The organism is Flavobacterium maritimum (assembly GCF_040049085.1).
GTDB lineage: Bacteria > Bacteroidota > Bacteroidia > Flavobacteriales > Flavobacteriaceae > Flavobacterium > Flavobacterium maritimum.
In genome coordinates, this window is sequence record NZ_JBDLZY010000006.1 from 1 (window position 1) to 14,565 (window position 14,565).

The following is a 14,565-nucleotide window of genomic DNA, read 5'->3' on the forward strand; positions in this document are numbered from 1 at the left end:
AATCCCTTTATTTTATTGGCTTTTTCGACCTTTTTTATATTATGTATTTATATACTTTTGGTTATACCCCTTATACATTGGTGCAACCGGAAAAGGAACACTGGAAGCAAAAGGAGTGATGGGAAGAGTAGATATTATTACTGGTACATTAGGAAAGGCACTTGGTGGAGCGATGGGCGGATATACAACTGCCAAAAAAGAAATTATCGAAATATTGCGTCAGCGCTCCAGACCTTATTTATTTTCCAATTCTTTGGCACCTGCAATTGTAGGGGCTTCAATAAAAGTCTTTGAAATTTTAGAAAGAGATACTGTTTTAAGGGATAAATTAGAATGGAATACTAATTATTTTAAGGAAGGAATGAAAAAAGCAGGTTTTGATATCGTTGACGGGGACTCTGCAATTGTTCCTGTAATGTTATATGATGCTAAATTGTCTCAAATAATGGCGGATGAACTGCTAAAAAAAGGGATTTATGTTATAGGTTTCTTCTTTCCGGTAGTTCCAAAGGATAAAGCAAGGATTAGGGTGCAGTTGTCTGCAGCACACTCCAAAGAGCATATAGATAAGGCAATAGCAGCGTTTTTAGAGGTTGGAAAAACTTTAAAAGTGGTCTAATTTTATTTTTTATCTTTTTTTGTAGGTTTTTTTTAACATTTCATTTTGTATTTAAAAATATTGGTGTTACTTTTGTCTGTAATTAACTAAATTGTAATTAAAAAAAATAAGTATGAAACATCTTAACAAACTTTTAGTTGCTGTGATGATGGTGATGGGTTTAAGTTCTCACGCACAAGACAGTAACAATCCATGGGCTATCTCTTTTGGAGTTAATGCCGTTGACACTAAAACTAGTGCTGGTGGTGGAAACAATTGGCTAGATCAGCATTTTTCTCAATTTTTTGATGCTAAAACCAATTGGAATATTCTTCCTTCTGTGTCTTACATTGGAGTATCTAAACATGTAGGGAGTGGTTTTAGTGTTGGACTTACTGGTTCTGTAAACAAAATAGACAAAGCTGTTTATTTCAGACCAACTGATGCAGGTAACGATTCAAGAGGTTATATCGTAACCAATCCTGGCGATTTGATGTATTATGGTATCGATGCTACTGTGAAATACAGTTTTATGAACTTGATCAAATCAAAAGTTATTGATCCATCTCTATCTTTAGGCGGAGGTTATGTGTTTCTTGGAAAGGACAGTTACGGAACTGTTAATCCTGGTGCAGGTTTGACTTTGTGGTTTACTGAAGCGATCGGTTTTGAATTGGCTACGAAATACAAAACATCATTTGGTGATAGAGAAGATGAAAAAGGAGTAATTGATTCTCCTTCTCATTTTCAACATTCAGCTGGTCTTATCTTCAAATTCGGAGGAAAAGATACAGATGGTGATGGAATTTATGACAAAGACGATGCTTGTCCAGAAGTTGCTGGTTTGAAACAATTCAACGGATGTCCTGATACTGATGGAGACGGAATCGTTGATGCAAGTGACGAATGTCCAGAAGTTGCTGGTTTAGCTGCTTTGAACGGATGTCCTGATACAGACGGTGACGGAATTGCTGATGGTAAAGATGCTTGTCCAGAAGTTGCTGGTTTAGCTGCTTTAAACGGTTGTCCTGATGCTGATGGAGATGGGGTTGCTGATAAAGATGATAAATGTCCTACTGTTGCTGGTCCTAGAGAAAATGGTGGATGTCCTTATTTAGATGCTGATAAAGATGGTGTTTACGATAAAGATGATGAGTGTCCTACTGTAGCTGGTCCTGCTAGCAACAAAGGATGTCCAGAAGTAACTGCTGAGGTTTTACAAGACCTTAAAGTTCAAGCTAGATCAATCTTCTTTAATACTGGTAAATCTTCTTTCAAAGCTGGTGATGCTGCAACTATTTCTAGTTTAGATGCTATTAAGGAAATCCTTAAAAATTATCCAAATGCTAAATTTAGTATTGAAGGACACACTGATAGTACAGGTTCAGCAAAAGTTAACCAAAAACTTTCTGAAGACAGAGCTAACGCTGTTAGAAATGCTTTAATTGAAAAAGGTGTTAATGCTGATAACTTGACTGCTGTAGGTTATGGTCCATCTAAACCAGTAGCGTCTAATAAAACTGCTAAAGGTAGAGCTGAAAACAGAAGAACTGAAATTAAACACGTAGGTTCTAAATACGAAGGTAAATTGTAATTTACATTTCAAATAATTTTAAAAAGCCATTCTTAATTGAATGGCTTTTTTTATATTTATAAAATGACAAATACATCATTTCTAGATTCTATAGCATCGGTTTTAATTAGTGATTATTCTGATCAATTATCAGATACAATAGTCGTTCTGCCAAATAAGCGAGCTAAAGTGTTTTTGGTTGAAGCCCTTAAGAATCAAGTTTCAACTAATGTTTTCTCTCCTGAAATAATTAGCATTGAAGAGTTTGTTCAAGAGATTGCAGGGATTCGTTCTGTTGATCCTATTGAACTGCTTTTTGAGTTTTATGAAGTTTACTTGTCAATAACCGATAAGGCTAACCAACAAACGTTTGAACTTTTTGCAAATTGGGCAAAAACACTTTTGCAGGATTTTAATGAAATTGATCGCTACTTACTGGATCCATCACATGTTCTTTCTTATTTGAAAGATATTGAGGACATCAAAAAGTGGGGTATTGAAGTTGAAAACAAAACGCAATTACTTGAGAATTATATTGATTTTTGGAAGTTATTACCCAATTACTACCAGTCACTCTATACGCATTTATTGAACAAAGGAATAGGGTATCAGGGCTTGATTTATAGAGAAGCCGTAAATAACTTAAACCATTTTTCGAATTCTATTCCGAACAAACAATTTCTATTTGCCGGCTTTAATGCCTTGAATGCTGCAGAAGAAAAAATAATTCAACATTTAATAGCCTCCGATTGTGCTAAAATTTATTGGGATGCGGATCAAACCTTTTTGAATGATCCCTTTCATGATGCAGGATTGTTTATACGCCGTTTTGCAGGAACTTGGAAGCATTACAAATCAAACCCTTTTGAATGGATTGTGAATGATTTTTCACAAACTAAAAACATTCATGTTATCGGTACACCAAAAACTATTGGACAGGCCAAAATTGCCGGAAGTATTATTGAAAATACGATCAACGCTAATCCAAATGGTAGTTTAGATAAGGTTGCTGTCGTTCTTGGGGAAGAAAATCTTTTAGTTCCTCTGCTATATTCCTTGCCTTCGAGTGTGGGTGCCTTGAATATCACAATGGGATATTCGAGCAAGAACAATCCGGCGCAAATTTTAATTGCCAAATTGTTTAAAATGCATACGAATGCATTGTCCAGAAATAGCAAAAGCTATGTGCTGTATTATAAAGATGTATTAGATGTATTAACGCATCCTTTGGTAGAGCCTTATGCTAAAACTGGAAGTCTTGTTCATACGATAAATCAAAATAATTATACATTTATTCCTCATCAGAAATTGGTGGAATTAAATGCAATTCCAAGTGATTTGTTTTTTTTGTTGTTTCAAAAATGGGAAAAGGGCTCTATTGCAGTTTTAGAAACTATTTCTGCATTATTGTTAACTATTAAAAACAATTTAAGTAATGATAGTGAAGAGGAGAAAATCACTAAAGCATTTGTTTTTGCCATTTTTAAAGTAATTAATAAACTAATTAATTATTATTCGCAGCATCAGCATATAGATAAAATAGAGACGCTTTATGCTATTTATAAACAAGTAATTGATTTAGCTGAAGTTTCTTTTGAAGGGGAACCTTTGAGTGGTTTACAGATAATGGGTGTTCTCGAAAGTCGTGTATTGGATTTTGAAACCGTAATTGTTACCTCTATGAATGAAGGAAAATTTCCGGCAGGGAAATCCCAAAATTCATTCATTCCTTATGACGTTAAAAGGGAATTGGGATTGCCCACCTTCAAGGAAAAAGATGCCATTTATACGTATCACTTTTATCATTTGCTGCAACGTGCCACGAATATTTATTTGGTGTATAATACCGAAAGCGAAGGTTTGGATGCGGGGGAAAAAAGCCGTTTCATTACCCAATTGGAAGTTGAAAAACAAAAAAATCATACTTTGACGCATGAGATTTATAATGCCATATTACCGGAAACTGCCTATCAACCGATGGTAATTCCGAAATCTGAAAGTGTGATGTTGCGATTGAAAGAAATTGCCGAAAAAGGTTTTTCACCATCTGCTTTGACCAGTTATATCAGGAATCCGATTCAGTTTTATTTTCAAAAGATTTTGCGCATCAGTGAAGTGGAAGAGGTCGAGGAAAATATCGCCTTGAATACCTTAGGGACCATTATTCATGAAACTTTAAAAGTGTTGTACGAACCATTTATCGGTAAGTTTATTTCTGAAAGCGATATCGAAAATTGTTTCAAACAAATCGATTCTGAGGTGTTGAAGCAATTCAAATTGGTCTATAAAGAAGGAGAAATTAAAAAAGGAAGAAACCTTTTGGCTTTTGAAGTTGCTAAACGAAATGTATCTAACTTTTTAAAAGTAGAATTAGAAAGTATTAAAAATGGTGATGCTATAAAGATTTTGGCCTTGGAAGAAACTTTTGAACGCATTTTAAATCATCCCAACTTACCATTTCCAGTATTGATAAAAGGTAATGTGGATAGAATTGAAGAGCGTAACGGAATCATTCGGATTATCGATTATAAAACAGGAAAAGTTGAGAAAGGAAATGTCAGTTTGAAAACATGGAAGGGTTTGGCAGAAGATATTAAAAGCGATAAAATTATTCAGGTTTTAGCGTATGCTTTCATGTACGAACACCATGCAAAAGAAAAGCCTATCGAAGCTGGAATTATTTCGTTTAAAAACCTAAAAGCAGGTTTTTTATCCTTTAATTTTAAAGAAGAGAAAGAGGTTTTTTCGATTATAAATGGAGAGGTTTTGGGTAATTATTTGGAGCAAATGGTTTTCCTGTTGTGTGAGATTTTAGATGAAACAGTTCCATTTGAAGAGAAAGTATAAATGAATATTTCTTTGAGAAAATTGGCTAATACATTTGAGTTTTTTAAAAGTACTATTGCAATAAATCTGGCGTTTTGCGTACTTCCTTTTTTGTTTGGAGGATTGATAGCTTTCAATTACTCGTTTTTGACTGTAGGGTTATTTGTTAGCTTGGTTGTCAAAGAAATTAATTCTAAAAACGAATATTTATTTTATTTTAATAATCAGATTTCTAAAGGGCAACTTTGGTTGAGTTCTTGGATTATGAGTTTTGTTCTTTTGATAATTGCCAATATATCATTTCACTTTATCTATCGGTTATTTTGAAAAAGCATACTTTAGAAGTAGATAGCGTGCAAAAACGTTTTGATTTTAAATCTATTCTTTCTGATGTGTATTTAAAATGTCAAACGGGGGATATTATTGGTGTTTTAGGAAGGAATGGTTCTGGAAAATCGACGCTTTTAAAAATTATTTTTGGAGTTGTTCGAGCGGATTTTAAATTCGTTAGGATTGATGGTGTTGTAAAATCTAAAACCGAAGATTTGTTCAATGAAATCAGTTATTTGATACAAGATGATTTTATTCCGATGCGTTTTTCTGTAAAAAAGGCTATTTTATTATCGATCGAAAAAGAGGTGATAGATGATTTTTACAATGATGAAATGATTCAATCGATTCGAGATAAAAAAATTGCTCATTTGTCCGGAGGAGAATTACGTTATCTTGAAATTAAATTACTGCTTAGTAATTCTTCTAAATTTGTTTTGTTAGATGAGCCTTATAATGGTTTGTCGCCAATTGTAGTTGACAAGATAAATGCATTAATTGTTGAAAATTCGAAGACTAAAGGTGTAGTTATTACTGATCATAGTTATGAAAATGTAATCAAGATTTCGACGAAATTGCTGCTGATGAAAGAAGGCAAGATGCATCACTTAAATGATAAAAGTGAATTGATCGAGAAAGGATATTTGAGAGCAGGAATGCTCTAAACACTTTTGAAAAAACTCCAAAGTATTTTCGATAGTTCTTCTTGGTTTTCAATATGGCTCATGTGTCCGTCAGGAAAAGAAACGAGCTCAATATCGGTATTCTCTATTTGTTCTTTCGTTTCTTCATAATTTAAGACGGGGTCTTTCTCTCCTAGAATTAACAGTTTCGAATAACTTGTGGTGTGTAATAGAACTTCGCGGTCTTTACGTATTTTCATTCCTTCTAAAGAAGCCACAATGCCCTGAAGAGGTGTCTTCAGTGCTTCTGTTTTTACTTTTTCGATTTCTTCAATTAATTTATCGCGATTGTCTTCGCTGAATAAGTTGGCGATTGACATACGAATGAAATTGGCGTAATTTTGTTTTACTGCAACAATAGCTCTGTCTCTATTTTTTTTTCGTTCCTCGCTATCGGCTCTCGAAGTTGAATTTAGTAGAACCAATCCTTTTATATGTTCAGGAAACAATTCGGCGAAGGCCAAAGCAACATAACCACCCATAGAGTGCCCAACAAAAATAGCTTTTCGGATGCGTAATTTAGACAGTACTTCATGGACAGCATCAGCATTGTCTTCCATAGAATGGATGTAACCCAGGCATTCGGTATCGCCATGACCCAATAAGTCAACGGTAATCACACGATATTTGATGCTCAAATCAGAAACAAATTCCTTCCACATGTTTTTGTTTTCCAAGAAACCGTGAAGTAGTACAATGGCTGTTCCTTTTCCGGTATCGGAATAAGAGATGTTGGTGTTTTTAAAGAGAATTTGTTTCAAAATGGAAATTTAGTATGCAAAAATAACATTTTATTTTTTTAACCATTTAGGAAATATAAGGTCAAATAAGCAATTCAGCAATAGTTTTGTGTTAAAAATAGTATATTTGAGAAAAGCATTTTATAAAGTATGAACAGACTTGTAATTGTAGGGAACGGTTTTGATTTGGCTCATGGATTGCCAACTTCTTATAAAGATTTTATTGGGGATTATTGGGAAAAAGTTTTGAATGAACTTTTGAATAAACATATTTATAGGGATAGTCTTTGCGCCTTAGATATTTCAAGGATTACTAATGATTTTAAGGCTCAAGAAGTGTTACGAAATACTGTTAATGATTTTAAAACATTGAGTTTGTTTATTTCAAATTACCAAAAATATTGTAGCCAAGAATTTACCAATAACTTTTTTTTAATTATTAGTAATCAAATAAATATTGAAAACTGGTTAGATATAGAAAATGAATATTATAAACTTTTAAAAGAATGTGTTAAACAAAACGACAATTTTAGGATAATTAAGTTAAATAAAGAATTTGAGCAAGTTAAGGGTCTTTTAGAGAAATATTTAGTTGAAAAAGTAGAAGAAAAATATTATTTTTCGGAAGATGTAGTGAAAGAATTTATGAATATTTTTAATGTAAGTAGATGTGAGAATTTTGAATTAGATAGATTTTTCATGGAATTATCTAAACAAGCAGAAAAATTTTTAATAAAGGAGCATAAAGAATATTTGAATAAAAATAAGCCGCATAATGGTTATCTTCCTTCGGATGATATTAGTCATAAAGTTGACTTTGATTATCATTTTCTAAGCTTTAATTATACATCCACTGTTTTTAATTATATAAAAGCACTCGATATTAATTTATATAATCTTAATGAAATTCATGGAAGATTAGAAGACGAAAGAAATCTAATAAACTTTGGTTTTGGAGACGAAATGGATAAACATTATCAAGAAATTGAAGAAAAAGATGATAACGAATATTTAAAAAACATCAAGTCTTTTCAATATTTACATACGTCAAATTATAAACGTCTTTTAGATTTAATTGATAGTGATAAATTTCAAGTTTATATCATGGGACATTCTTGTGGTTTGTCAGACAGAACTTTATTAAATACTATTTTTGAGCACGAAAACTGTTGTTCTATCAAAGTATTTTATCATGAAATTCTAAATACAGATGGCGAAGTTGTTAACGATAATTATACAGAAATCACTCAAAATATTTCAAGACATTTTAATAAGAAGAGCTTAATGAGAGAAAAGATAGTAAATAAAACTCTTTGTCAGCCATTGCCACAAGTTAAACTTCCATTGTATAGAGAAAAAACGGCTCCCATTTCTGAAAGCCGTTTATAGTAATTTTTAAGAATATTAAAATCGGTTATCGCCATCAAGAAGATTTCCTAATCCTCCTAATAAGCTGCCTTCGTCACGGCTGTTTCCTCCGGATTTTGGTGCAGAAGCAATGATTCTGTCGGCAAGTCGGCTGAAAGGTAAGGATTGTATATAAACCGTTCCTGGGCCGCGTAGTGTAGCGTAAAATAGTCCTTCTCCTCCAAAGATAGAATTCTTGATGCCGCCAATGAATTCGATGTCATAATCGACCTCTTTAGTAAAGCCTACAATACAACCAGTGTCAACTTTTAGGATTTCGCCTGCGGCCAATTCTTTTTTGGCTAATGTTCCTCCGGTATGTACGAAAGCCATGCCGTCGCCTTCAATTTTTTGCATGATAAAACCTTCGCCTCCAAAAAGTCCACGGCCTAGTTTTCGAGAGAATTCAATACCCACTGAAACGCCTTTGGCAGCACATAGAAAAGAATCTTTTTGACAAATGAATTTGCCTCCAAAATGTGTTAAGTCAATCGGGATGATTTTTCCAGGATAAGGCGATGCAAAAGAAACTTTACTTTTGGTGTTGTTTTGGTTAATGAAGGCTGTCATAAATAGACTTTCTCCGGTGAGGACTCTTTTTCCTGCGTTTAAAAGTTTGCCAAATATTCCAGTTTGTTGTTCGGAACCGTCACCAAAAATAGTTTCCATTTGGATGTTGTTGTCCATCATCATGAAACTTCCGGCTTCTGCAATTACAATTTCTTGTGGATCTAATTCTATTTCTACATATTGCATTTCTTCGCCATAAATGTGATAATCTATTTCGTGTGCTTGCATGATTTCTTTAATTTAAGTTTGCGGATAAGTCGAATGAAAATCCAGAATGTTACAGTTCAATAAAGAGGATGATGTAATTGAAATATGATTGTTGTCGTGTTTCGGGAGGTCGCGCAAGGGATGGTAGTGGAAAGCCCACAGCGCCGCTTTTTTTGCGGGGCGAGGACTTATAACGGACAGCCCGACCCAGACGGAGTTTACGGAGGCAGGGTTGTGCCAAAAAAAAACGGCTACATTGCTGCAAGCCGTTCATTTTTAATAAATCAAATGAATTATTTTGTTTGTAAAAAGGTCTCTATTTCGGTAAAATACTTTTCTTCTGCGTCAAGCCATCCATAATGTTTGCAGTTTTCCAGTAAGACCATTTTTGAATTGGGGAAAGCGTTTAATGCTATTTCTCCAATTTCTTTACTGATGATGTCTTGCTTTCCTTGAATAATTAAGGCGGGCTTTTGAAATGATTTTAGTTTTTCTTTACAGTCAAAATTTATTCTTTGCATGTCCTTCCACAATAGAGAATTTATAGTTGAGTTTCCTTGTGTTAGTCTTTCTGCAATTAATGGAATGAACTTTCTGTTGTAAACATAAGCAGGTGCCAACGCTTTTGCTCTGCCTAATCTTGCGATCTGGGTAGTGTCTCCGCTTTCAATTTTATCAGTCCAATATTTTAGAGAGTCTTTTTCAACAGCACTTAAACTGGCTTCAATTCCATTTACGCCCTTCAATAAACTCAAATCTATTCCACCCGACGAGGATAGAACTAATTTGTTAATGCTGTTTGGGTATATCGTTGCATAATAAGAGGCTAACATACCTCCAAAAGAGTGACCGAGAATTGTCCATTTTTTGATTTTTAAATGTTTTCTTAGTGACTCAATATCATCTGTCATTAATTTCATTGAGACAGTTTCTGCATTTACGGCTTTGAGTGTTGATTTTCCAGTTCCTCTTTGGTCATAAATAATTGTTTGATGTTTTTTGGACAATGTTTTCGCCATGGTTTCAAAGCCATTGCTGTTCATTCCCGGACCACCATTGATGATGAGAATTGGTGAGCCTGAACCAAAAGTTTTAAAGTACGTTTGGCTGGAATCAATATTTTTAGCAAACCCTTCAGTTTGTGCAAATGATTTTCCCAAAAAGGCGAAAAATATAAAGAAAAAAAGTCTTTTCATTTTTTAAACTAAGAATTCATCAAACTTTCTATTTCATCGGCCTCAATAGGGATGTTGCGCATCAAGTTAAATGGTTCACCTGTTTCTTGTACAATCAGGTTATCCTCTAATCTGATTCCGAAACCTTCTGCAGGGATGTAAATTCCAGGTTCCACGGTGAAAACCATGTTGGCTTGCATAGGTTCAGTAAGGATTCCATAATCGTGTGTGTCCAATCCCATGTGATGCGATGTACCGTGCATGAAATATTTTTTATATGCCGGCCATTCTGGGTTTTCGTTTTGGACATCGGCTTTGTCCAAAAGACCTAAACCTAATAATTCGGAAGTCATTATTTTACCAACTTCAAAATGATATTGTTTCCAAAGTGTACCAGGAACCAGCATTTTTGTGGCTTCATTTTTGACACGTAAAACCGCATTATAAACATCTTTTTGTCTGTCGGTGAATTTTCCTGAAACAGGAATCATTCGGGTCATATCGCTGGAATAGTTGGCGTATTCAGCAGCAACGTCTAATAAAACCAAATCACCGGCTTTACATTGTTGGTTGTTTTCGATGTAATGCAAAACATTCGCGTTGTTTCCGGAAGCAATAATTGGAGTGTATGCGAAACCTTTGGAACGATTGCGAATAAATTCGTGAATTAATTCTGCTTCAATTTCGTATTCCGATACATTTGGTTTTACAAAAGATAATAATCTTCTGAATCCTTTTTCGGTGATGTTACACGCATTTTGGATTAAATCCAATTCTTCGCTTTCTTTTACAGAGCGTAGGCGTTGCAATATGGGGTTGCTTTTTGCTACAGCATGCGCCGGATATTTTTCTTTCCACCATTTTACAAAACGGGCTTCACGGGTTTCAGTTTCCACAGTGGCACGATAATGTTCGTTGGTGTTGATGTAAATAGTATCCGAATGCGTCATCATTTCGAATAATATCTTTTCAAAATCCTGCAACCAGTAGACTGTTTTAATGCCAGAAACTTCAAAAGCACGTTCTTTGGTTAGTTTTTCACCTTCCCAAATAGCGATATGTTCACTGGTTTCTTTTAGGAACAACATTTCTCTTTGATGTTCGTAAGGAGCATCTGGAAAAAGTAGTAAGATACTTTCTTCCTGATCGACACCACTTAAATAAAAAATATCACGATGTTGCGCAAAAGGCATTGTGCTATCAGCGCTGATTGGGTAGATATCATTGGAGTTGAAAACCGCAACACTTTTTGGCTTCATTTGAGCCATGAATTTTTCGCGATTTTTTATAAATAAATCCCTGTCTATTTGATGGTATTTCATAACAATTCGGTTTATATTTTTAATTACTCAAAATTAGTAAGTTTAAATCGTTTTTTGTTGTGAATCCGTCAATTTTTAAAATAAAAAAACACAAAGCATTCAAGAGTAAAATTTGTATTTTAATCTTAAACACTTTGTGTAAAAAAAAAGTAAAGCAATTTGTTTAGAACTGGGCTGTTTCAGTTGAATCTTTCATAGCAGTTGTTGAAGATTTCCCAATTGTTACAGTATTTTGTACTGCATCAAAATAGGAAGTTCCTACGAAACCTTGGTGTTTTACGGCTTTAAAACCGTGTTGCTGTAATGCAAATTCTCTTTCCTGTAATTCAGAATAGCCTGCCATTCCTCTTTCTTTGTAGGCTTTTGATAATTCGAACATGCTGGTATTCAATGCGTGGAATCCTGCTAATGTTATAAATTGAAATTTATATCCCATGGCTGCAAGGTCTTCTCTGAAGGTTTCCATTTCAGCTACAGATAATTTTGCCGCCCAGTTGAATGATGGAGAACAGTTGTAGGCCAACATTTTTCCAGGGAATTTTGCGTGAATTCCTTCTGCAAATCTTCTTGCGTGTTCAAGATCCGGATTACTGGTTTCCATCCAAATCAAGTCGGCATAGGGAGCATAGCTCAATCCTCTATCAATTCCTTGCTCCACGCCGCAGTTTACATAGAAGAAACCTTCGCCTGTTTTTTCTCCCGTGATGAATTTTGCATCCCTTGGGTCTATATCGCTGGTTAATAAATTTGCGGCATCAGCATCTGTACGGGCAACTACAATTGTTGGCGTTCCCATTACGTCTGCAGCTAAACGTGCTGCAATTAATTTATTGATTGCTTCCTGTGTTGGTACCAATACTTTTCCTCCTAAGTGGCCACATTTTTTAGCAGAACTTAATTGGTCTTCGAAGTGTACTCCGGCAGCGCCAGATTCAATCATGGATTTCATTAGTTCGAAAGCGTTTAGATTTCCACCAAAACCTGCTTCTGCATCGGCTACAATTGGTACTAAATAATCTTTTTTGTTTTCAGTTCCGTTTACAACTTGGATTTGGTCTGCTCGTAAAAGGGCGTTATTGATACGTTTTACTACCAATGGTACGCTATTGGCGGGATATAAAGATTGATCCGGGTACATTTCTCCAGCAACATTTGCATCGGCGGCAACTTGCCAACCACTTAAATAAATAGCGTCTAATCCTGCTTCAACTTCTTGAATAGCTTGGTTTCCGGTAAGTGCCCCAAGTCCTGCCACAAAATCCTGTGAATTCAATTTGTTCCATAAAGTATTTGCTCCAATTTTAGCAATACTGTGTTCTATTTGGTAAGAACCTTGCAATTTTACTACTTCTTCAGCGGTGTAAGGGCGTTCAATTCCATTCCATCTTGGGTTTGTAATCCAGTCAGTTACCAATTCTTGAATTCTTGTTTCTGTAGTTTTCATAATTTTCTGTTTTTGTGGTTTGTTTTGTGGTTTGTTTTTTAAATGTATTTGTATCCTGGAATAGTCAGAAAGTCGATAAAATTTGGATTTACGACCAATGTATCCAATAGCTGCTCAGCTAATCGGTATTTACCATCTTCGTGTTCTGTGTTTCCAACCAGTTCTCTAATCTTTTCAAATTCTTCCATTGCCAATCGCTCGTAGTATTTTTCGGTTAGCACTTTGCCGTTGTCTAATGTTACTTTGTTTTTGAGCCATTGCCATAATTGGGATCTCGAGATTTCGGCTGTTGCTGCGTCTTCCATCAAATGGTGTAAAGCTGCGGCGCCTTGTCCGTTTAGCCATGAAGCGAGGTATAGAATAGAAATGTTTATGTTTTTTCTAACGCCTTCTTCGGTAATGGTTCCTTTTGGTACTTCGAGTAAATCAGCTTCGGTAACTTTGATATCTTCTCTTTTTACGTAAATTTGATTTTTTGTCTTCATGTATTTGTCGAAAATTTCCAAGGCTATAGGAACTAAATCAGGATGCGCAACCCAGGTTCCGTCATGTCCGTTTTTAGCTTCTCTTTCTTTATCGGCTTTTACTTTGTTGAAAGCAATTGTATTTGCTTCGTCATTATTTTTTATCGGAATTTGGGCCGCCATTCCACCGATTGCATGAATATTTCGTTTGTGACATCTTTGAATAACCAATTGCGAATACGCGCTCATAAACGGAGAGGTCATTGTTACCTGATCTCTGTTGGGAACTATAAAGGCGGGATTATTTCTCAGTTTTTTGATATAAGAAAATATATAATCCCATCTTCCGCAGTTGAGTCCAACGATATGGTCTCTTAATTCGAAAATAATTTCGTCCAATTGAAAACTGGCTGTGATGGTTTCAATTAGTACAGTTGCTTTAAAAGTTCCATTTTGTTCTCCTAAATGTTCCTGAGCAAATTCAAAGACCTCGTTCCACCATCTTGCTTCTAAGTAATGTTCCAGTTTTGGAATATAAAAATAGGGTGCGGTTCCATTTTCTGTTAGTTGTTTGTGATTGTGGAAGGCGTACAGTCCAAAATCCACAAGCGAGCCTGATGTTTCCTGGTTGTTAATCAGTATATGTTTTTCGTTTAAGTGCAAACCTCTGGGACGAACTATTAAAACAGCCGTTTCGTCGTTTAGCGAATAGGTTTTGTTTTTTTTGGTGTCATCTAGAGTGATGGTTTTGTTCACTGCGTCTTTCAGATTTTGTTGTCCGGTCATCAAGTTATCCCAGGTAGGTGAGGTGCTGTCTTCAAAATCCGCCATGAACGTTTTTGCTCCTGAGTTTAATGCGTTGATTACCATTTTTCTATCGACAGGTCCGGTGATTTCTACTCTTCTGTCTAACAGGTCTGTTGGTGTTCTTGCTGCTAACCAGTTGCTTTCTCTGATGCTTTTTGTTTCAGTAGGAAAGCTTGGTAATGCTCCTTGATCAAATAAAAGTTGTTGCTTTTTTCGGTCCTCTAAAAGTTCCAATCTTCTTTCATTAAAATTTTCATGAAGTAAAGACAAAAAAGTCATGGCTTCGTCAGTTAGAATTTCTGGGTAACGCTCAGTTGTTTCTTTTGAAAAACTTAACGGTTTTGTCGGATATAATTCTTCTAAATTCATGTTTTTGTGTGTTTAGTTTAACAATTTTTGAGTTTCGTTGTGGATTTTCA

The 14,565-nt window shown here is 35.0% G+C and carries 11 protein-coding genes; 5 read left to right on the top strand and 6 right to left on the bottom strand.

The window, feature by feature from the left end; all coding sequences use genetic code 11:
- The 4 genes from ABEB23_RS13280 to ABEB23_RS13295 form a co-directional block, all read left to right on the top strand.
- Positions 1-619, top strand: a 619-nt coding sequence (locus tag ABEB23_RS13280; RefSeq protein WP_348813095.1) for an aminotransferase class I/II-fold pyridoxal phosphate-dependent enzyme, incomplete at its 5' end; no start/stop codon positions are given.
- A gap of 112 nt (positions 620-731) precedes the next feature.
- The gene (locus tag ABEB23_RS13285; RefSeq protein WP_348813096.1) at positions 732-2,192 is read left to right on the top strand and encodes an OmpA family protein; all 1,461 of its coding nucleotides are present in this window, start codon (positions 732-734) and stop codon (positions 2,190-2,192) included.
- Between the two features lie 63 nt (positions 2,193-2,255).
- Positions 2,256-5,018, top strand: coding sequence for a PD-(D/E)XK nuclease family protein (locus ABEB23_RS13290; protein ID WP_348813097.1), 2,763 nt, complete (start codon positions 2,256-2,258; stop codon positions 5,016-5,018).
- A 302-nt stretch (positions 5,019-5,320) separates the two neighbouring features.
- A complete protein-coding gene (locus ABEB23_RS13295; RefSeq protein WP_348813098.1) occupies positions 5,321-5,992 on the top strand; it encodes an ATP-binding cassette domain-containing protein in 672 nt (223 codons plus the stop codon).
- Here the strand turns inward: ABEB23_RS13295 and ABEB23_RS13300 are convergent.
- A complete protein-coding gene (locus tag ABEB23_RS13300) occupies positions 5,989-6,771 on the bottom strand; it encodes an alpha/beta fold hydrolase (protein WP_348813099.1) in 783 nt (260 codons plus the stop codon). The two genes, ABEB23_RS13295 and ABEB23_RS13300, sit on opposite strands and share 4 nt — an antisense overlap.
- Positions 6,772-6,900: 129 nt before the next feature.
- Here ABEB23_RS13300 and ABEB23_RS13305 point away from each other — a divergent pair, with 129 nt between their 5' ends.
- Positions 6,901-8,139, top strand: coding sequence for an AbiH family protein (locus ABEB23_RS13305; protein ID WP_348813100.1), 1,239 nt, complete (start codon positions 6,901-6,903; stop codon positions 8,137-8,139).
- Positions 8,140-8,154: 15 nt separating this feature from the next.
- Here ABEB23_RS13305 and ABEB23_RS13310 read toward each other — a convergent pair whose 3' ends face one another.
- The 5 genes from ABEB23_RS13310 to aceB all read right to left on the bottom strand — a co-directional run bounded on the left by ABEB23_RS13310 (position 8,155) and on the right by aceB (position 14,515).
- Positions 8,155-8,955: a TIGR00266 family protein gene (locus ABEB23_RS13310; protein WP_348813101.1), complete on the bottom strand. Its 801-nt coding sequence runs from the start codon at positions 8,953-8,955 to the stop codon at positions 8,155-8,157.
- 272 nt (positions 8,956-9,227) lie between these two features.
- Positions 9,228-10,130, bottom strand: coding sequence for an alpha/beta fold hydrolase (locus ABEB23_RS13315; protein ID WP_348813102.1), 903 nt, complete (start codon positions 10,128-10,130; stop codon positions 9,228-9,230).
- Between the two features lie 8 nt (positions 10,131-10,138).
- Entirely contained in the window at positions 10,139-11,431 is a 1,293-nt protein-coding gene (locus ABEB23_RS13320; RefSeq protein ID WP_348813103.1) for an aminopeptidase P family protein, read from the bottom strand.
- 163 nt (positions 11,432-11,594) lie between these two features.
- Positions 11,595-12,875 (bottom strand): isocitrate lyase, encoded by a 1,281-nt coding sequence (aceA, locus tag ABEB23_RS13325; RefSeq protein WP_348813104.1) that lies wholly within the window; start codon positions 12,873-12,875, stop codon positions 11,595-11,597.
- Positions 12,876-12,913: 38 nt separating this feature from the next.
- Positions 12,914-14,515 (bottom strand): malate synthase A, encoded by a 1,602-nt coding sequence (gene aceB, locus ABEB23_RS13330; RefSeq protein WP_348813105.1) that lies wholly within the window; start codon positions 14,513-14,515, stop codon positions 12,914-12,916.
- Between the last annotated feature and the right edge of the window lie 50 nt (positions 14,516-14,565).